9 protein-coding genes, 1 tRNA gene and 2 pseudogenes are annotated in these 19,376 nt (G+C 41.7%); 6 read left to right on the top strand and 6 right to left on the bottom strand.

What is annotated here, in order from left to right; all coding sequences use genetic code 11:
- Positions 1 to 14: 14 nt before the first annotated feature.
- The 5 genes and pseudogenes from V7K61_RS34075 to V7K61_RS10195 all read right to left on the bottom strand — a co-directional run.
- A pseudogene (locus V7K61_RS34075) lies at positions 15 to 1,028 on the bottom strand (histidine kinase dimerization/phosphoacceptor domain -containing protein); the annotation flags it as partial.
- An 84-nt stretch (positions 1,029 to 1,112) separates the two neighbouring features.
- Positions 1,113 to 1,991, bottom strand: a pseudogene (locus V7K61_RS34070) (PAS domain-containing protein); the annotation flags it as partial.
- 1,138 nt (positions 1,992 to 3,129) lie between these two features.
- Positions 3,130 to 3,203: transfer RNA gene (locus tag V7K61_RS10205), tRNA-Val, on the bottom strand.
- A 222-nt stretch (positions 3,204 to 3,425) separates the two neighbouring features.
- Positions 3,426 to 4,046, bottom strand: a complete 621-nt coding sequence (locus tag V7K61_RS10200) for a hypothetical protein (RefSeq protein ID WP_335053226.1) — start codon at positions 4,044 to 4,046, stop codon at positions 3,426 to 3,428.
- A gap of 981 nt (positions 4,047 to 5,027) precedes the next feature.
- Positions 5,028 to 10,214 carry a CHAT domain-containing protein gene (locus tag V7K61_RS10195; protein WP_335053225.1) on the bottom strand — a complete coding sequence of 1,729 codons (5,187 nt, stop codon included), beginning with the start codon at positions 10,212 to 10,214 and terminating at the stop codon, positions 5,028 to 5,030.
- Positions 10,215 to 10,421: 207 nt separating this feature from the next.
- Between V7K61_RS10195 and V7K61_RS10190 the strand changes: the two genes are divergently transcribed.
- Positions 10,422 to 12,242, top strand: a complete 1,821-nt coding sequence (locus V7K61_RS10190) for a ShlB/FhaC/HecB family hemolysin secretion/activation protein (RefSeq protein WP_335053224.1) — start codon at positions 10,422 to 10,424, stop codon at positions 12,240 to 12,242.
- Positions 12,243 to 12,593: 351 nt separating this feature from the next.
- Positions 12,594 to 12,848: a DUF7219 family protein gene (locus V7K61_RS10185; RefSeq protein WP_335053223.1), complete on the top strand. Its 255-nt coding sequence runs from the start codon at positions 12,594 to 12,596 to the stop codon at positions 12,846 to 12,848.
- 236 nt (positions 12,849 to 13,084) lie between these two features.
- On the opposite strand, the gene V7K61_RS10180 is transcribed toward V7K61_RS10185, so the two are convergent.
- Complete coding sequence (locus tag V7K61_RS10180; RefSeq protein WP_335053222.1) at positions 13,085 to 14,116, bottom strand: VOC family protein; 1,032 nt, start codon at positions 14,114 to 14,116, stop codon at positions 13,085 to 13,087.
- 275 nt (positions 14,117 to 14,391) lie between these two features.
- Between V7K61_RS10180 and V7K61_RS10175 the strand changes: the two genes are divergently transcribed.
- The 4 genes from V7K61_RS10175 (at position 14,392) to V7K61_RS10160 (ending at position 19,294) form a co-directional block, all read left to right on the top strand.
- Entirely contained in the window at positions 14,392 to 15,015 is a 624-nt protein-coding gene (locus V7K61_RS10175) for a DUF3859 domain-containing protein (RefSeq protein WP_335053221.1), read from the top strand.
- A 5-nt stretch (positions 15,016 to 15,020) separates the two neighbouring features.
- Positions 15,021 to 16,859, top strand: coding sequence for an asparagine synthetase B family protein (locus V7K61_RS10170; RefSeq protein WP_335053220.1), 1,839 nt, complete (start codon positions 15,021 to 15,023; stop codon positions 16,857 to 16,859).
- 32 nt (positions 16,860 to 16,891) lie between these two features.
- Positions 16,892 to 18,193, top strand: coding sequence for a diaminopimelate decarboxylase family protein (locus V7K61_RS10165; RefSeq protein ID WP_335053219.1), 1,302 nt, complete (start codon positions 16,892 to 16,894; stop codon positions 18,191 to 18,193).
- 156 nt (positions 18,194 to 18,349) lie between these two features.
- Positions 18,350 to 19,294, top strand: coding sequence for a hypothetical protein (locus V7K61_RS10160; RefSeq protein ID WP_335053218.1), 945 nt, complete (start codon positions 18,350 to 18,352; stop codon positions 19,292 to 19,294).
- The last annotated feature ends 82 nt before the right edge of the window (positions 19,295 to 19,376 follow it).

Raw genomic sequence — 19,376 nt, 5'->3', positions numbered from 1 at the left:
TATTGATTGTCTATTTATGTTAAAGGAAATGTCACCTGACACTCTACTCCAGTAGAGCCTGTAATATTTATATTTCCTGCTAACTGATGGGTTAAAGCATCTACCAACTCCCACCCTAATGATGCAATTTTTTTAAAATCAAAGTTTGGTGGTAAGCCAATACCGTCATCACGAACTATTAGCATTAAATTATTATTAATTATTTTCTTGATTTCAATATTAATTGCACCATTACTATTTTTGGGAAATGCATATTTTAAAGAATTAGATACAAGCTCATGGATAATTAAGCTACAAGGAATTGCTGTATCTAAACCGAGAAAAATACAATCTTCGGCATTTATTGTCAAAGCGATCGCATCTTCATTGACTTCATAAGCAGTAAATAAGCTTGCTACCAAATCTTGAATATATTCACCCAAATTAATCCTTGCTAAGTCTTGAGATTGATATAATTTTTCGTGAACGAGAGCCATTGATGCAATCCGCTGCTGGCTTTGTTGAAATATTGTCAAATCGTCTTTGTCTTTGATATAGGCAGATTGCAGGTTGAGCAGACTGGAAATAACCTGTAAATTGTTTTTGACCCGATGGTAAATTTCTTTTAATAACACCTCTTTTTCTAATAGTGATGCTTTAATTTGCTCCTCCCACTGTTTGCGTTCGCGCTGCGCGGCTTTCCGTTCGTTAATGTCTTCAACCACAGAAATAAAATATTTTGGCTCCTCATTAGGTTCGCGCATTAAAGACACAGTGAGATTAACCCAAACTATGGAATTATCTTTGCGGAAATACCGCTTTTCCATCGAGTAAGTTTGAATATTATCTGCTAAAATCCGCTCAACATATTTCAGGTTAGTATTAAGATCGTCCGGGTGAGTAATATCTTGGAAAGTTAACAACTGTAGTTCTTCGAGTGTGTAACCGAGAATATCGCAAAGCTTCTGATTCACCAACAACCAGTTTCCATCGATTGCGACATGGGCAATGCCAACAGCAGCTTGATGGAATGCAGCCCGAAATTGCTGTTCGCTCTCTCGCAATGCTTCTTCTATTCGCTGGCGTTCAGTAATTTCTATCTGTAATGATTTGTTGATTCTTGTTAACTCTGCTGTTCTTTCCTCAACCATGCTTTCTAATTGGTTAAGTAGGCTATTTAGTCTCTCCTCTGCTTGCTTGCGATCGGTAATATCAGTATGTGAACCTGCCATTCGTACTACATTACCATCTTCATTCCACAGTGCTTGCCCTCGATCTAAAATCCATTTATAGGTGCCGTCTTTACATAAAGCTCGATACTCGGTAATGTAAAACGGTGTTTTCTGCGCAAAGTGATCTTGAACCGCTTGTTTCACCCGCTCAATATCGTTCGGATGCACTCGTGTCAAGCATTCATCTAAATAGTTAGAAATTTCGTGGTTTTCGTAACCGAGCATTTCTTTCCAGCGAGCCGAGAAGAAAACTTCATTAGTTTTAACATTCCAGTCCCAAATTCCATCATTATTGCCTCGCAAAGCTAATTGCCAGCGTTGTTCGCTTTCCCTCAACACCTCCTCAGTCCGTATGCGTTCAGCAATTTCTTTTGCTAGTTGGTAGTTTGCAGCCTCTAGTTGAGCAGGACTCGGTAGAGCTAGCACCTGTGGTATTAATGGCACAAGCTCTACAGCCGTTAATACCGAGACAAAAGCGGTGATAGCTTTGAGTAACCCTGATAGCCAATAGGTAGGATACCAAAGCGTCCATACATCCATTAAATGAGTTGTGCCACAAGCAACAATGAATGCGCCAAACATTAGGAATATCCAGCCGAAAGGCATATCTCGCCGTTTACGAACAAAATAAACCAGCATCACTGGAATTGAATAATAAGCAAGTCCAGTTAACACATCTGAAATCAGATGCAACCACACCAATCCTGGTTTCCAGAGGTAGCAATGTCCGTGGGGAATAAACTGGCTAGTAGAGAAAAAATTATTTAAAAATTCCATCATAAAAACCTATACATTGCATAAGTCTTCACCAAAGCCTGAAGTGCGAAAGCAGAGATTCTGTGTTCGTCATCTTTTCTGAGTTTTTTAATCTGAATAATATAAGATTTATTAAAATTAAAATACCGCGATCGCTTTGGTTATTGTTACCGTATATCCTCTGAAATAAACCATTTACATATATAAAAACGTAAGAATTCAGCACCCAGGAGTCAGAAGTCAGAATAATAAAGTATCTATAGAATTAGTAAATTCATTCATCAAATATTTATCCTTATTTTTTAACCCTTCTGGCTCCTGGATTCTGACTCCTGAATTCTTACATAAAAACCTTTAAAAATTACAGCAATATTTCAGTTATATAATAATCTAATTTTAATCTAGCTGCATACGTGTATTTGCGCGCTAACTCAACTCACTTTGGGTAAATCAACACTATTAATCTGTCATATAATGTCCGGTTAAAGGCTTATCATTAACACCGCTTTATTTGTGTTATGCCATTGCATTGGCTTGTTATGCCATTACATCGGTGTGTTATGCCATTACATCGGTGTGTTATGCCATTGCATCGGTGTGTTATGCCATTGCATCGGTGTGTTATGCCATTGCATTGGCTTGTTATGCCATTGCATCGGTGTGTTATGCCATTACATTGGCTTGTTATGCCATTGCATCGGCTTGTAAAACTTAAATTATCTTTTCTTTAACTTTGCCCGATCTAAAAACCTTACCCGACGGTTATTGAGAATTATGTCTGCTACGCCTGTCGTCTACCGAAGAGACGCGATAAATCGCCGTCTCTACAAGTGTTTTGTTGCTCATTCTGAACTGTATTGAATCATACTGGAATTACAGGTTGACTTGCTTTGATTTGGGCGTAGACGCTAGGCGGCTTGTCTGCTTGTTCTAAATTCAAACTCTACAATTTCGAGCGATCGCTTGTGATTGTCTCGTTGGAGCATCCACCGCGTACCTTTTCCAGATTCTTTCCAGATTCAAATAATTCTGGTTCTAATCTTTGATATAGGGTATCCAGACTGGATAGTAGTCACTAATTTGTTAACAGTGACAAGATTTTGTTAAAATTGACATTAATCTGTTAACAGTGACAAACAATTAGTCACTATACAAACAAAAATGGACGTAACTGGATTCGAACCAGTGACCTCTACGATGTCAACGTAGCGCTCTAACCAACTGAGCTATACGTCCTTAACCACACAGTTATTAATGGTAGCATATACTTCTCTGATAAGGCAAGATAAAAGACCAAATCAGGCGAAATGTATCAGTCCCTAAGTAATCAAGCGCAGATTGTGAAGTATTTGTTTGATTTGTAAAAAAGGTTGCACCACTTGCTACAAATCAAACAAATAAGTCAAATCCTCTTCCTTTTGACCTCCAGCAAGACTGCCTGATTTCCTGCAAGCGTCTTTAAGTTTCTCGAATCCAAAAGGCCAATCCTCCCCCACGACCGCGAGCTGCAATGAAATCTTCTGTCACTAAAAAGAAGCCAAAGAAGGGTAGTTTAGCTATAGGTTGGTTGTAGAAATCTTCTGTTTGGACTTTACCAGCACGGATTGCTCTGTTGTAAATAACACGACCAAACAAACTGATAATCATCTGGTTAAAGTCAAAAGCCAATAAATTTTTCTTCCCGAAATATTGCACTGGCCCCGTGAGCTTCAGTGAAACTGGGTTAAGCTCAACCTGATTAGCAATTTCGCCTCTGTCTGAATCCTGTTCCAAAGTGGAATTAAAGGAAACATGGATTGTTATAAATTTGGGTACATAGAAACCGTTGCCTAATACAATTCCCCCGCTACCTCTGTTTTTCTTAGTGCCAGTGACAAAGCAAAGTTGCCATTTACCGAGCAGAAACTCAAACGGATAAGTCAACTTTTGTTGCTTGGCAGTTTTTTCGGCTTGTAGCAATGCCTTTACTAATATTTCAGCATTAGGACGTATACTTTTTGGTTCTCTATACTTAGCCGCAGCCTGGGATAGCACGTTAACAAAGTCAAATGTCGCTTTAGGTGTTAAATTAGCCGTCATGAAGCCACTCTGGATTTAACTATTTCTTTGATTTTCTGATAGATTGTAGCGTTCATCCGTAAGAAGACACATCTTTCATCCGTAGTATCCGCTAGAAGTATAGACCTCTTGCAAAAGTCCCTAACACCCCTCCCCGGTTGCGGGGACTACGGTGTACACACATCTTGGTAATGAAGCCCCAATCCTGGATTTACCCCCCTTAATCCCCACGGCTGTTTCATTCCATTTCAAACAGGATTTGTCAAGATGGTTAGCAAGAAAATTGTCAGTAAGGGTGACGATGAGATGAACATTTAAGCACTTAAATATCAGTAAAATAGTTCGTTTTATCGACACGCTGGTAACAAAATAACCAATTTAAAATTGCTAGAACCCTTGATTTTTAAAGCTCTTTGGGGAATGAAACAGCCCTGCCTTGTAAAGGGGGGAAACCGGAAAATCTTGTTCCCTCCCCTTTGCAAGGGGAGGGTTAGGGTGGGGTAAAACTGACGCATAAACCAGGTGAGTAAACTACTTCAGACTTGTGTATACACCGTAGCCTTGTAATATCATGTCCGCAGAATTAGTTATGCTAACCACAGTCATTACACCCCACCCCCAACCCCTCCCCGCTTGCGGGGAGGGGAGACAAAGCGTAGCTTTGGCGGGGTGGGGTTCTTTCTTATTTTTGATTTATGCAAGAGGTCTTATGTTGCTCTATTTAAGTTACTAGTGGTAATAGTATTTCTGCATCGAATTCACGTTAGAGTGTTCCAAAAAATAAATGATCCAAAACCCGTCATTGCGTTCGCCCTTGGCGTTCCCGTTGGCGCAGCCTCTCCAAGAGTTGGGTACGAAGCGAAGCAATCCCAGTCATTGCGATTGCTTCGCTTCACTCGCAATGACAATTGGGCATTTTTTTGCTTGGAGTATTCTTAGGTTAATCGCAACAAGAAAAATCTCTTTCTCCCTCTAGCTCTCTGACTCCATATTCCCTACCTTCTACCAGGGATTACCAACCATTGTAAATCCAGCCCAATAATAAGGATGCATAAGTGATTCATCAGCACTGTCAGCAGGTAAAGGCAAATTCCCAACCACTCCTAAACCTTGCACTTGTCCATCCTTGACATAAATTTGCCCTTTGAGCATAGCTACCTGAGCCTGTCTGAGAGCTTCTGCCTTAATTGGAGCTGTCTTTAAGTTCTCATAAAATTTTGTCATCAATGCTGCTGTGCCAGCATCATTAACCGACCAAAGACTAGCAACACTAGTTTTCACACCTGCCAGCACTGCTAAACCCGCAAATCCCAGTTCGGATTCTTCATCCCCTAAAGCTGTTCTACAAGCACTCAGCACGAGCATTTCAACTTCAGGTTCATTCAAGCGCAACTGTCGTAATTGATTCAAGCGCAACTTGTCTTCCCACAGTTGAATATAGGAATTATTCAAAGCGCCGGTAGCAAAATCGGCATGGGTTGCCATGTGAATAATTCCAAAAGGTTGTTGGCGGCGGATAGTTTTGAGATTTTCTAAGGTGGCTTGCTTGTCTAACAATAATTTGCCTTGCCAGAGTTTAGATACTAGTGTTGATAACTCAAGGGGGACTGCTGGTAAAGGCTCTTGTCCCTGAGTACTCTGAGAAACTCCCAGCGCTAAAATTTGAGATTTTTTGATGTCTTTATAGAGGGTATTAGTCAGACTAAGACTAGGCATTAAGCCGATACTGTATTTTTCTACTAGAAACCCCTTTCCATCGTGAAGTGCTGCCATTGGGGTTGAACGTAACCCAATGTCTGGTAAAAAGACCAGATTGTTGATTCCTCTCGCCTGTAAATCTGCCTCTAGTGGTGCAATAATCCAGCGATAAAGTTGTTGAGATGAACGCAAATAACCGGTGCGGCGACGGTTTTGTGGACTAACAATTTGGTCACGAAATTCTTGAGCTACTTGGAGAACTTTGTCTTTGCTTGTTTCTGGGATGCGCTTGCGGATAGGATCGCCTTTTCCGGTTACTACTATTACTTCTAGTTGGTCGCTATTCTTTTCTGCTACGGTATTTAACTGTTTCGTAAATTTTTGATCTTTACCTAAATTTCCCTCTGGTAGAATCTCCACAGGGACAAAACTGATGTAGATAAATGCAGGTTTCACACCAGTAGCTTCTTCAATTTTGCGAGCAATTTCTTTGGCATCATCTAGGGTTTTGATTCTAGGGGTGGGTATGCCTAAATGGTCGGCAAAATCATCTGTGAATTTATCTTCGGGTATGGGGTTGGTATTAAGAACGGGGTTATCAATCTTAGGATTATTAAGGTCAAGGTTATTCGGTTTACCTGGTAGATTGCATTGGAATGTGCAGGGGTCAGGATTTGGAGTCTCAGGATTCGGAGTTTCAGGATTCGGAGTTTCAGGATTCGGAGTTTCAGGATTTGGAGTTTCAGGATTCGGAGTTTCAGGATTCGGAGTAGGAATTTGACTGACGTTGATTCCTATCTGTACAGGTGCAGAAGAGGAAACGCCGTCATTTGCACTAATTACAAAGGCATTTAGTGACCCATTTGTATCTGCTGGAGGTGTGTATACCAAAGTATCGCCGCTAGATAAGGTTGTAACACCAGGGATGACGGGAACGCCATTGACAGTGATATTTCCCGTATTCACGACATCGACCTTGATGGAGGTGATGTCATTATTAACATCGCTGACTAGCGGAGCCAAACTAGAGAACGTTAAGGTAACAGGTTGATTGGTCTGGGTATCGGGTAGCGATGAGTTTGCTGTTAATGTCGGCGGTGTGTTGACAGATGTAATGGTAATGCCGGTTGGTGTACCGCTAGCATCTCCACCATTTGGCAAGACGGGAAAGCTGTTTGAAGCGATTATTGAATTGTCACCTGTAGTGATTGACCCTGCTGTACCATTGACACTTGCATCACCGACAATAAAATCTACATTGTTTGGGCCACCATCATGGCGAATGCTAATAGTACCTCCTGCTGAAGGTTGAACGTTAGTAACTCCTCCACTAGTAAAAAATCCGCCAGTTGCGATCGCTTCACCGGTTCCGATTCCTTGAATCAGTCCGTTGGTTAGCACTTGCACATTACCACCTTGAACTGTGTTTCCATCAACCAAATCGTCTGCTATGGACTGGGTGTTGATGTTGGTAAAACGAATATTGCTGCCAGCAGTATTGGTAGTCTGTAAAGTAACGTTGCCACTTGTAACATTTGCAATACCATCGACTTCAATGGCGATCGCTGAGGCGTTAATGGCATCATTAACGGTGATATTATCTCTAGCAGTTAAACTGACTGCGCCAGCTGCGCCTGTAAAATCGCCACCTGAAAACTTGGCTACAGATGAGTTAATTGCCCCTGTGGTGATACTGCCTGCGGTGGTTGTTACTTGTACATCGCCACCCGTACCTAAGCCACCAGCATCATTGGAAGAGGAATTAATGGTATTTGTAAGAATATTGCCTGCCGCAGTCAAAGTTACGGTTCCACCTGTGGCATTGCCAACCCCTCCACTATCGCTGGTGTCGATCTGATTTAGGGTAATTCCACTATTGCTGCTGACTACTTGAACATTACCTGCTGAGTAGCCCTGTCCACTGGCAATGATGTTGCCTGCACTAATGTTGCCACTCGCAAACAAGTTTATATCCCCGCTTCTATTGAAATCAATAGTTGTGTCTAGATTTCCTAGTGATAAGCTAGCTCCCGAAATGTTAATGGCTCCTCCGGTTGTGACGATTGTGTTGGTAGGATTAACGAAGTTTACAGAACCGGTTTGTGAACTCAGGCTGAAGCTACCGCCATTACCCAAGTTTAATGTAGCCACACCAGGGGTAGTCACTCCTGGCGTCGCTCCGGTGATGTCATTGATGGTAATGTTGCCTGTGGCTTGTAAGTTGATATTTGCACCTGAAGCTGCGATCGCACCCCAAGAAACGGTATTAGCCCCAATATCTGCATCGCCAAAGGCAATATTGTCTGCTGTAGCATCAAAATCACCCGTCCCTGCTGCACCATCGATAATTGTCAATGTGCTGGGGTCTAGCAATAAAGTGCCAAAGTTGCCATTGATGGCTGAAGTATTTACTAAACCGTTAAAATTTAAGAAATTTTTGCCTGATACTTCTACAAAACCACCATTGCCGACATTTGCTCCTCCACGAGCCGAAATTTTTCCAAAAAACTGGGTTGTGTCGTTACCCCAAACAATTACCCGTCCGCCATTTCCATTCAAATTACTATCAGCATTAATGACGGATTTTGAGTCCACATAAGTCCGATCTGCGTTCGGTAAAGTCCCTCTACCTTGATAATCTCCACCAATTAGCACAGTACCGCCGCCATTATTCCCAGAGGCGTTAATATTGGCATCAATCACTGCGACTTTTTTACCCAAAGCAGTTACCGTACCGCCTGTTTGACTCGATGCACTTACTTTCCCAGAAACAATTGTTGTACCTGGAGTTGTGGGAATTGTCACATTAGAGCCTGTCAATTTTACAGTTCCATCAGGATTGGCAGTTAACCCTGTGTTACCAATTGTGAGCAATTCTGGTAAAGAGGCGATGGGAATTGTCCAGTTATTGGGTTGGTTGCTACTAGAGGCGAGGGGCTGAATTTCTAGACTCAACAGATTTCCTGGCTGACTGAGACGCACCCAATTTTGTCCTGGTACTGATGTAACAGTAATCTGCCCTCCTGGTGCTGAAAGTTGCCCGGTGTTGACTAAAGTACCGCCTAATAAATTCAAATTTTGCCCAGTACCTACTGCCAAATTTCCAGCATTTGCGATCGCTCCTGGCTGGTTCATACTAAAGGCAAATCCGTTGGGGTTTCCAACTAAATTTATGTAGTCATTCACACCGATGGCGTTAAACCAACTGCTGCCAAAGCCAATGCCGTTAGCTGTTGTCACAGTGAAAGCACTAGGTACATTTAAGCTAGCGTTTGCTCCAAAAATAAATCCGGCTGGATTCATCAAGAAAAGGTTAGCATTGCCACCTGTTACCTGAATTAAACCATTGATAACCGAGGCATTTCCGCCTGTAATTCGACCAAGGATATTTTGTAACGCTGGATTAGCTTGAAAGTTGGCGATTTGTTCTGGTGAAATCCCAAATTGTTGAAAGCTGTGAAAAAGATTTGCACCATCTCTAGAAGTTGTGCCGCCAGTAATATCAAGTCGATTGCCGTTGGGTGTAATAATTGTGTTTGTCCCGTCAGCAGCAGGAACTATTTGTTGTGCTTGGGCTAATCTGGGACTTACTAGCGAGGCAATAACTAGGACTGAAGCGGCGATATTAGACAATAGACCTCTTGCACAAGTCCCTAACACCCCACCCCCAACCCCTCCCCGCAAGCGGAGAGGGGAGACAAAGCGTAGCTTTGGCGGGGTTAATAAAGATTTTTTGCGGCGTAATATGAAGCGACCTGTGGGCAATTCTACATCGATTTGTAACTTGTCTGCTAATCCGCGTCGCCAAAGTGCTTGAGCGATCGCTCGTTTAGACCAGAGGATTTGTTCTTTTTGTCTAATAACAGAGATGCTTTGAGAATGATTTCGGTAGAAATAGAGTGGCTCTTTGACTCGTAGCACTTGGGCTACTTCTGAAAGTCGCAGACATAGGTCATAATCATAGGCACTACAAGAGAACGATTCGTTAACACCTCCCACTCGGTCATAAACCGATCGCCGCATCAAGCGGAAGTGAAACGTCATGAAATCTACCAACAGACCTTCTTCAGAGTAAGCTATGTTACAGCGATGACCGTAGCTGATAACTTTACTATCTTGATCGATATTTAAGTAGTCGGTGTAAACAAATCCTGTTTCTGGATGGCTGTTGAGGAGTGTAGCGGTTTGGGCGAGGGCGGTAGGGGCTAGGATATCATCACTGTCTACAATACCAATGTAAGCGCCACTAGTTTGGGCGATCGCTGCCTTACAAGCCGCAGCAACTCCTTGATTGTCTGCCTCCACCACCCGCACTCGCCGATCTTTTTGAGCATAAGCTTTAGCGATCGCCACCGATCCATCTGTAGAGCCATTATCCCAAATCAATAACTCAAAGTTTTGCCATGTCTGCGCTAAGACGCTAGCGATCGCTTCTTCAAGGTAAGACTCCCGATTGTAATTGACGATGACAATGGAAATCAGTGGTGACATCGAAGTTTTCCCAAGTTTTTTACCTGTTACCACAATATAATGCTAGGGACTATCACTTAGAAGAAATCGCTGTTAATTATAGTTTTAGTTACAAATCTTTTGAAATTTGAATATCAAAAATATGATATTGAAATACTCATACAGCCATAGCATACTCCAAAATCAAAATCAGCCCAGTCGTTAAATAAGGCACTCCACTGAAGAGAAATGAGAAAAGAAACAGAAACTGGTGTTCAGCCTAGAGCAACGACTCAGCAAAAAATTGTCTATTTCTCTCATCAGTTAGACAATTGGCGGAGTTTGGCAATTACTAAATGCAGTAAGCACAGTTTCAGTTTTCGGTGCAGCTTGCTAATTCTGCCTGCGGTCTGGATTTTAACTGCAAATGGACTGAGAGCTACAGCTAATATTTTTACACCTGACTCGATTCAAAATAGCAGTCAGTCAGAGTTACAAATAGTACAAGAAACAGAATCGACCCCGGCAACTAACCCGAACCCACAACCAGAAACACCACAACGGATTCGGGTTCGCAAAATTCAGGTTGTAGGTAGCACAGTTTTTAAGGAAAATGATTTTAATCCAGTAGTAAAACCGTTTGAAGAACGGGATTTAACTTTAGAAGAAATCAGACAAGCCGCAGATGCCGTTACCCAGCTTTACCTAAATAAAGGCTATATAAATTCCAGAGCAATTCCAGACTCTCAACAATCAAGTACCGCAGATGGTGTTGTGGTAATTCGGGTGTTGGAAGGGCGTTTAACAGAGATTGACATCCAAGGGACGCGGCGATTAAACCCATCTTATATTCGTAGTCGCATCCAACTAGGTGCTGGTATTCCTCTGAATACTGGTAAGCTCGAAGAACAGTTGAAATTATTGCGACTCGATCCCTTATTTACAAATGTGGAAGCGAGTTTGCGTCCAACGGGTAAAGTTGGTCAAAGTATTCTCATTGTCAGAGTTGAAGAGGCAAAAACTTTAATTGGTAGCTTGGGTGTAGATAATTATTCGCCTCCCAGTATTGGAGCGGAAAGATTGGGTGTTGAATTGCGATCGCGCAATTTAACTGGTATGGGAGATGAGTTAGCAGGCTCCTATTACCATACACTCTCTGGTGGTTCCGATGCCTTTGATTTTAGTTATCAGGTTCCCGTGAACGCCATGAACGGCAAAGTGCAGATTCGAGCCGCATTTAATCGCAACGAAATTACTGAGCCACCCTTTGATGCCTTTGACATTCGGGCAAACCAGGATCTTTATGAAATCAATTATCGTCAACCATTGATGCGATCGCCCAGAGAAGAATTTGCCTTATCTTTAGGATTTACCTATCAAGATGGTCAAACCTTCCTGTTTGATAACCTCGCAACTCCCTTTGGTATTGGGCCTGATGCCAATGGTGTTAGCCGCACCAGTGTAATTAAATTTGGTCAAGATTATATCAGGCGCGAACCTCAAGGAGCTTGGTTTTTGCGATCGCAATTTAATTTTGGCGTTGATATATTAGATGCAACTATCAACAATGACCCCATACCCGATGGTCGCTTTTTTAGTTGGCTAGGTCAAATACAGCGCGTGCAGCAACTCAGTAACGATCATCTATTGCTCATTCAAGCAGACTTGCAGCTGACACCAGATAGTCTTTTACCTTCCCAGCAATTTGTGATTGGCGGCGGACAATCGGTAAGGGGATATCGCCAAAATATCCGTTCTGGGGATAATGGATTTCGGGTAGCGATCGAAGATCGGTTTACAGTCCAGCGCAATGAATCTGGATTATCGACAATTCAACTTGCGCCATTTGTGGACATGGGAGCCGTCTGGAATCAGTCTGATAACCCCAATCCGCTACCCAATCAAACTTTTTTAGTGGGCGCAGGCTTAGGATTATTGTGGAATCAGGCAATGGGAATTGATAATCTCTTTTTGCGCCTCGATTATGGATTTCCATTTATCGATCTGAGCGATCGTGGTAATAACGCTCAGGATGATGGCTTTTACTTTAGCCTTCGCTATCAACCCTAGCTAAAGCCTATGGTAATCATAACTAATTCTGCGGGTATGAGATTATTTGAGCCGCATTTGAGCAAGTCGAATTTAATCAGCAAAATGCTATTTCACTTATTCCTTTTAGTGTTTTCCGTAAGTAATATGCCATTTGACTTACTCCTTTTGGTAGATGAGGTACTTAATTTTGGTAGAAGAGGTACTTATTTCAGTATTTTCCACAGTTAATTACCTGTTCTTCTGCTTTATCCTAATCTTGAACTAAAAAATTAACTTCTTTCTTCAGGAATTTGAATTTTATCCTGTGTATATACACAAGAAGAAAAGTTTTAGTTTATAAATTTAATAAAGGATTATAAGAAAAAACTTATGACGCAACCTAACTCGCAAGACAAAAACAGCCTTCTTTACCCTCGCAGCCGGTATTATGGTAAATTTCAGCCAGAGAATTTGGTATTTAATGCCAACCTTCAAGAATTCTCTCAAAAAATTAGTTACATCACTGGACTAGAAACAGGGGGTAAATTGTCTCAGGAAGAGGCTTACCAGCAGATTAAGTCACTCTGGAAAGAGTTGAAAAATAGCAAAAAGCAACTATCTATTGGCGGAAATAGAGAAATTTAAACTAATGTGAAGGAGATATTGGGAATTATTATTAAATCTATTGCAAAAATACTATTGCAAAAATACTTGAACCGCCAAAGACTCAAGTCTCTAGCTAATAGTAAAAGTCCGTTAAAACCGACTAAAATTACTGTCATTAGCCAGTTCCAAACGACTTGAGTTATTAGCCCAGAAATTGATTTTAGGGCGGTTTTTTGGCCTTTGTCAAGAAGTCTTCTTTTTCGTCAGATGTCTAGTTAATTACCTTCTAGCAAAGTCCAGAAATAACCATCTGGTGCAATAAAGGAGAAACTCGTTTCGCCAAATTCATTACTAATAATGTCTGTAACTTTTTGTGCAGTACTCGCCTTGATGCGATCGCTATATTCCTGTATTCCCTTAACCCGATAGGTATATAAAGACATACCCAAACTACCTGGTTGGGCCGCTTCAAAGCGTGATTCTAAATTAATAGATTCTGGAAATCGAACGATATAAAGTCTACCACTACGTGTAGCCATCAGGTCAGACTTAGAAGAACGAGGATCGTCAAAGGTAGTCACAATAAACTTTTCACCAGGATTAAGGTCAAAAATATCTTTACCTGCGGGCGAAGATTCATAACTAGTTTCAACACCATCACGCACGCGCAGCAAACCCAAAACTTCTTCATAAAACTTCAGGGTTTCTTTGCTGTCATCTTGAACGATGATTCCTATATGGGTAAATTGACTAGTCTTGAGAGGCGCATTCTGGTTAACTTGTCCGTAATGCGGTAGTGTATAACCAAACCGTTGAAACAAAACTTGTCTAGCTAAAGGTTGTAGCAGCAACATTTCTCGCACACCAACTGCTGGCTCAAGAAAAGGACGGCTTTTTCTATCTTTGTTATAGATGACTTCCCAATAAGGGTTAGAGTACCTAATAGGGAAACCTGCTGCTTTTGCATCCTCTATATGATTTAAAATACTCAAGACATCCGCAGTTAAACTTGTTGCCCAGCGATTTCCCTTAATTTTCATTGACGCTATTCCCAAACCTTCATTGGTGGGATTTTGCCAAACCATCAGCCGAATCAAACCATGATCTGCATTTTGGTGGTAGAGGCGAATTGAGCGTAAAGACGAATTCACCCCATATAATTGATGGGCTACATCTGCGGTTAATTCACCCACTTCACCAATGCGATAGCCAAATTGCTCCCAATAGTGAATTGCAGAAATTGGCTCTGGAATGCCGATACAGACTTCATAAATACCTTCAATAGCGGTTTGTTGTTCTTGAGTCATAATCAGTGCTGAGTTAGGAATATAGATGCGATGAATCAGAGACGCGATGAATCAGAGACGCGATGAATCGCGTCTGTACAAGAGTATGAGTAGAGACGCGATTCATCGCGTCTGTGTTTACAAAAGTATCTCAGAAAGAATCTGGAAAACAACAACCTTTTTTTGTAGCTTATGATGTACTTACAAAAGTGAGATATCTAATATATAAAGTTCAAAGTTCTTCTGATTACACGTAATTAGCGATCGCAATCAAATTTTTCAACAGGAGTTAAGCTATGACGCAGCGACTGACTCAAGAGCAATTATCACAAATAGTTACAGAAGTACAAGGTCTGCAATTGCGTCGGGAAGCGGAACTAGACCAACGGCAGGTTAAAGAAATTTTACAGGAGTTGAATTTACCGCCAGAGTTACTAGATGAAGCGCTAATTCAGTTAAATCGCCGCCAAGCACTGGAAGTACAACAACGCCGGAATCGATGGATTACCTCTGGAGTGGTGGCAGTTATAGTGGTTGTCATTGCATCTACAATATTTTTCATGCAGCAGCAAAGTTCTACACTTTCCCGTGTTTCTACTCAACAAGACCGCATCACTTTGACACAAGATAATGGCGGCGACTTAAAGACAATTTCTCGCCAAACCAATCCAGAAGTGTTGTATCATGTCACTCTAAAGGATGCACCTTTGGGTAAAAAGCTGGCTCTCTCTTGTAATTGGATTGACCCAAGTGGTCAAATTGTCAAGCAAAACAACTATCAAACCCGCGAGATTAATACGTCTGTCTGGGATACCCAGTGTCGCTACACTATTAACCCGGCTGCAACTGTTGGCAATTGGAAAGTGCAGATGTTTCTAGAAAGTCGGCAGATTAGCGATGCAACTTTTGAAGTTAAATAGTCCAGATGGGTATCCCGCATCACTTTCTTGGCTATTGGGGTTACGGCGCTCAACAGGAGTTGGAAGCGCTGTTAACTAGTGTTGTGGAAAACCTCTCTCCAAACCTCTCCCCTTGTAGGGGAGAGGCTTTGAACTTTCCCCCTTCCCTGCAAGGGAAGGGGGTTAGGGGGTTAGGTCAGAAAAATTATTTCTCTCTACAAGAAAATTATCCTCTTCCCATCTGGAATGTTGTTTACATAGGAATCGATGGCAATTCCCCACCGCAACAAAATCAAATTGCTGCCATCTCCGCATCAGGATTATTTAGTTCACCCGATGCTTGGGTAAGTCTCCAAGAAAACAACTGCCTAATTTTGGGAAGGGAACCTTTCGGAAGAGTTCCTTTGTATTGGACTCAGCAAGGACAAATAATCTGGTTTGCATCCCAACTGCAATTACTTTTACCGATTTTGCAACAGTCAGAAGTTAGCATTCCTGGATTATATGGCTATAGCTGTTTTTCTTACGTTCCTACACCCTTAACTCCTATTAAAGGAGTGTTTGCAGTGACGGCGGGAACTGAATTAGTTTGGCAGAGCGATCGCCAATCAGGTAAGCTGCAAACACCTGAATCTAAAAAAATCCACTCATGGCGGGAAGCGCCAGAACAGTTAACAGATGAAGCTACAGCAATTACTAAATTGCAAACTCTCCTTAAAGATTCTATTGAGCGACAAATTGCAGATTTAAAGGATGAGCCTGTTGGGGTGTTTCTCTCTGGCGGACTCGATTCTTCAGTGGTGGCGGCGCTGCTGGTACAAGCAGGGGTGAAAGTCCGCGCTTACACTTTAGATTTTGGTGACGCAGGTATTCCAGAATATCGCTATGCTGAACAAGTCGCCGAGTTTCTTAAAATTCCGCTTGTTAAAGTTGCAGTAACCCCCAGTTCGATCGAGAATGCCTTAATTCCGACTGTGCAAGCATTGGATTTACCCTTTGGCGATGGCGTGTGTGTGCCGTTGTATCTCCTGTCAGAGAGAGCGAGTCAGGAAACTCAGGTAATTTTTAATGGCGAAGGTGGAGATCAATTATTTGCCGGTTGGACGAACAAACCTTTAATTGCCGCAGGTGTTTATCAAGCAGAAAATCCCGCTGGACAGGAAACTTTTATTCAGCAATATCTCCGCACCTTTCACCGTCTTGGGGGATACGAATCTCAAGTTTATCAGCCGGAGGTTTATGCACAGATCCAAAATTTGCATCCTGAAGATTGGTTGTTAACAGCTCTTGATCGCAATGAATGCCCATCTTTGCTGCATCGCTTGCGCCGTGCTAGTTTGATGCTCAAAGGAGCGCAGAATATCCATCCCCGTGCCACTGCATTGGGGTTTGCTCATGGGTTGTGGGTGCGATCGCCTTTTTGTGATTTACCTTTAGCTGAATGGACATTCCGCCTATCTGGAGAACTCTGTTTGCAGGCTGCTTGTGAAAAATATATCCTCAAACGGGCTGTAGAAAATTGGCTGCCACCCGAAATTGTCTGGCGACAAAAACGTGGTATGGGGGTTCCTTTGACTTCTTGGTGTTTAAATGATTTTTGGCATCAACTCGGCATTTGGCTCAATCCAGAAAGACTTCGCGCTCACAATCACTTTTATCCTCACATTGCGGCACAAATCGTTGAAGGCAATCTAGGAGCAGCTATTCAAGGCCGTCGAATTGGTGAAACACTCTGGTTACTAATTATGTGGCAACTTTGGCGATCGCACGTTTTAAATGAAAAACAAAGTAAACAATCTTGGGATCATCCCTTTTGGTTACATCGTTGGCTATGGAGAAACTACAAAATAATTCGTAATTCGTAATTCGTAGTTTACTGTATCAGTATTTTTGGTAAATGGTATCAAATAATTTGACTCAAAATCCTCCTAATCTCCCATTCTCTAAAGAACTTGCTCAGGAATTACTGAATAACTACGGTTCTCCGCTTTATGTTTATAATGGCGATCGCTTGCGCGAAACTATTGAGCGGATTAGCAAAGCAGTCAGTTATCCGCGCACGCAATTTCGGTTTGCCAGTGTTACTAATGGCAACATTGCGCTGTTAAAAATTTTTCGTTCCTTTGGGTGGGGACTTCACGCCAATACACCAGGAGATATTTATTTAGGATTGCAAGCTGGTTTCGATCCTCGTGAGATTGTTTATAGCGGCAGTAATTTGAATCAAGCTGAGATGCTACAAGTCCTGAGTTGGGGAGTTACAACACTTAATCTCGATAGCCTCGCTCAATTACAGTTGTGCTGTGAAGTTTTGCCCAAACGCAGAGAGAAATCGATTCGGCTGGGTTTACGTCTCAATTTGCCGGAAATTACCGGAGATAGCCGCATTGGTGTACGTCCAGAGGAATTTGGTGATGCGATCGCTATAACTGGTGAGGCTGGATTAAAGCTGAGTGGTTTACACTTCTATCGAGGGACGGGAACTAACGCCACAGCCGCTTTTACCCAAGCAATCGATACAGTAATCGCCACAGCACAAAAGTTACCTGATTGGGAATATTTAGATTTTGGTGGTGGTTTTGGCTATCCTTATCACCACAACAAAACAGCCTTTGACTGGGAAATATTTGGGGCTGAGTTAACCGAGAGAATTACTCGTTTAGGACGGGAAATTGATTTGGTGATTGAACCGGGACGAAGTGCGATCGCTGGATGTGCAACTTTGCTTGCTCAAGTTGTTTCTGTAAAATGGCAAGGAGAAAAACAGATTGTTGGAGTTGATACCACCGTTGCAAATCTTTCAGTACCCTCAGTACACGGCGGCTACCGAGAAATTATCACTTGGAAACAAGCAGACAATCCATTCACAACAGATATTTGTGGTAACACCACATATTCACGAGATTATCTAGGGAAAAATTGCCAACTCCCAGTTTTAGAAATTGGTGATATCGTTGCCATTCTAGATGTCGGTGCTTATGGTTATGCAATGTCGTCTCACTTTTTACACCGTCCCAAACCTGCGGAAGTCTTGCTAGAAAATGATACACATCGCTTGATTCGTCGGCGGGAAGAATACAGTGTTTTATTAACAAATCAGGTGCTAGATAGTTCCCCCCTTTTTAAGGCTACGGTGTATACACAACTCGAATTACCCCCCTTAATCCCCCCTTATAAAGGGGGGAAAGAAGAAATCTAGTTCCCTCCCCTTTATAAGGGGAGGGTTAGGGTGGGGTAAAACCTTGGTTAATCAATCAGCTATTTCAGGTGTATACACCGTAGCTTTTTAAGAGGGGATTAAGCCCAATCTCAACCGTATTGACTAACAACGAATAACTAACATCAAAAAACCATTATGAAGTGTATTAACTGCGGAACTGACAATAAACTAAAAGACCGGACAGCTAATCAAGGTCGGTGTATAAAATGCAATCATACCTTTGCTTTTGAACCGACCAGTATGAGTAGTGTGAAGATTACTGATCCTTTTTTTGCAAAGGCGATCGCTGACATTTCTGCAAATAGCACCTTATTTTTTACACCCAAACAACTACTTTATTTTCTAGATAATCGTTTAAGAAAAAGCTCAAAGTCAATTTCACGATTTGGCTGGCTACTTCCTTTTTTATTTATTAACTTTGTTACATCATTAACGATTTTTATACCGATAATAGTAAATCTTGCATTTATTAATTTCTTTCATGAAAGTAGCAAATCAACTAAACTCAATCTTGTAAGTCGCAAACAGTATGCGAGGAATTTACAAATCATAGGAGTAATTATCCTTTCCATAGGAATTCTGGCTTTAAAGTCATTTCCCCTCTTTGTCATTATTGTGATTATAGGAATGCTGGCTATATATTTAGGAACTCGACAGATAGGGCGAATTCAATTATTAACACAAGACTTTTTAATTTCTGAATCTCAGATTAAAGATTGGCTAAATCGCTGGCAGCAAATCAATGGTTCAATTCTCAAAATTCTTCCTTCGCCAAACCAGGAAAATAAACCAGCTACGGTTAATCCTGACGTAACAGCTTACAGCTTTGATAGATTAGTTGTTTGTGATACTGCTAGTATTGCTCAACTATTAATTGCTAATAATTTCCACTTTGAAAACAACTGTGCAATTCTCAGCATTACTGGATATCCTCAAAGCATTTTTGACACCACAATGCAAATGCTGCGCCGCAATCCCGAATTGAAAGTCTATGCAATACATGATTGCAATCCACGAGGAATTGGTTTAGTTCATAATTTGAGAACCAATGCTAATTGGTTTTTCAATACTGGACTTTAGACTAAAGGTGAGCGATCAGTAAGTGAGAGGGTGGGCAAAAAATAAAGGGATGCCTGTAATCACAAGCACCCCAGTAACGGAA

Source organism: Nostoc sp. (assembly GCF_036918015.1).
Classification (GTDB): Bacteria; Cyanobacteriota; Cyanobacteriia; order Cyanobacteriales; family Nostocaceae; genus Nostoc.
Note: the sequence above shows the minus strand (reverse complement) of the source record. Positions and strands in the feature narration are given on the sequence as shown.

Excerpts from the sequence above, each read along its gene's own strand:
- V7K61_RS10200 (WP_335053226.1), bottom strand. The coding sequence starts at position 4,046 with ATGACGGCTAATTTAACACCTAAAGCGACATTTGACTTTGTTAACGTG.
- V7K61_RS10195 (WP_335053225.1), bottom strand. The coding sequence starts at position 10,214 with ATGTCACCACTGATTTCCATTGTCATCGTCAATTACAATCGGGAGTCT.
- V7K61_RS10190 (WP_335053224.1), top strand. The coding sequence starts at position 10,422 with ATGAGAAAAGAAACAGAAACTGGTGTTCAGCCTAGAGCAACGACTCAG.
- V7K61_RS10185 (WP_335053223.1), top strand. The coding sequence starts at position 12,594 with ATGACGCAACCTAACTCGCAAGACAAAAACAGCCTTCTTTACCCTCGC.
- V7K61_RS10180 (WP_335053222.1), bottom strand. The coding sequence starts at position 14,116 with ATGACTCAAGAACAACAAACCGCTATTGAAGGTATTTATGAAGTCTGT.
- V7K61_RS10175 (WP_335053221.1), top strand. The coding sequence starts at position 14,392 with ATGACGCAGCGACTGACTCAAGAGCAATTATCACAAATAGTTACAGAA.
- V7K61_RS10170 (WP_335053220.1), top strand. The coding sequence starts at position 15,021 with ATGGGTATCCCGCATCACTTTCTTGGCTATTGGGGTTACGGCGCTCAA.
- V7K61_RS10165 (WP_335053219.1), top strand. The coding sequence starts at position 16,892 with ATGGTATCAAATAATTTGACTCAAAATCCTCCTAATCTCCCATTCTCT.
- V7K61_RS10160 (WP_335053218.1), top strand. The coding sequence starts at position 18,350 with ATGAAGTGTATTAACTGCGGAACTGACAATAAACTAAAAGACCGGACA.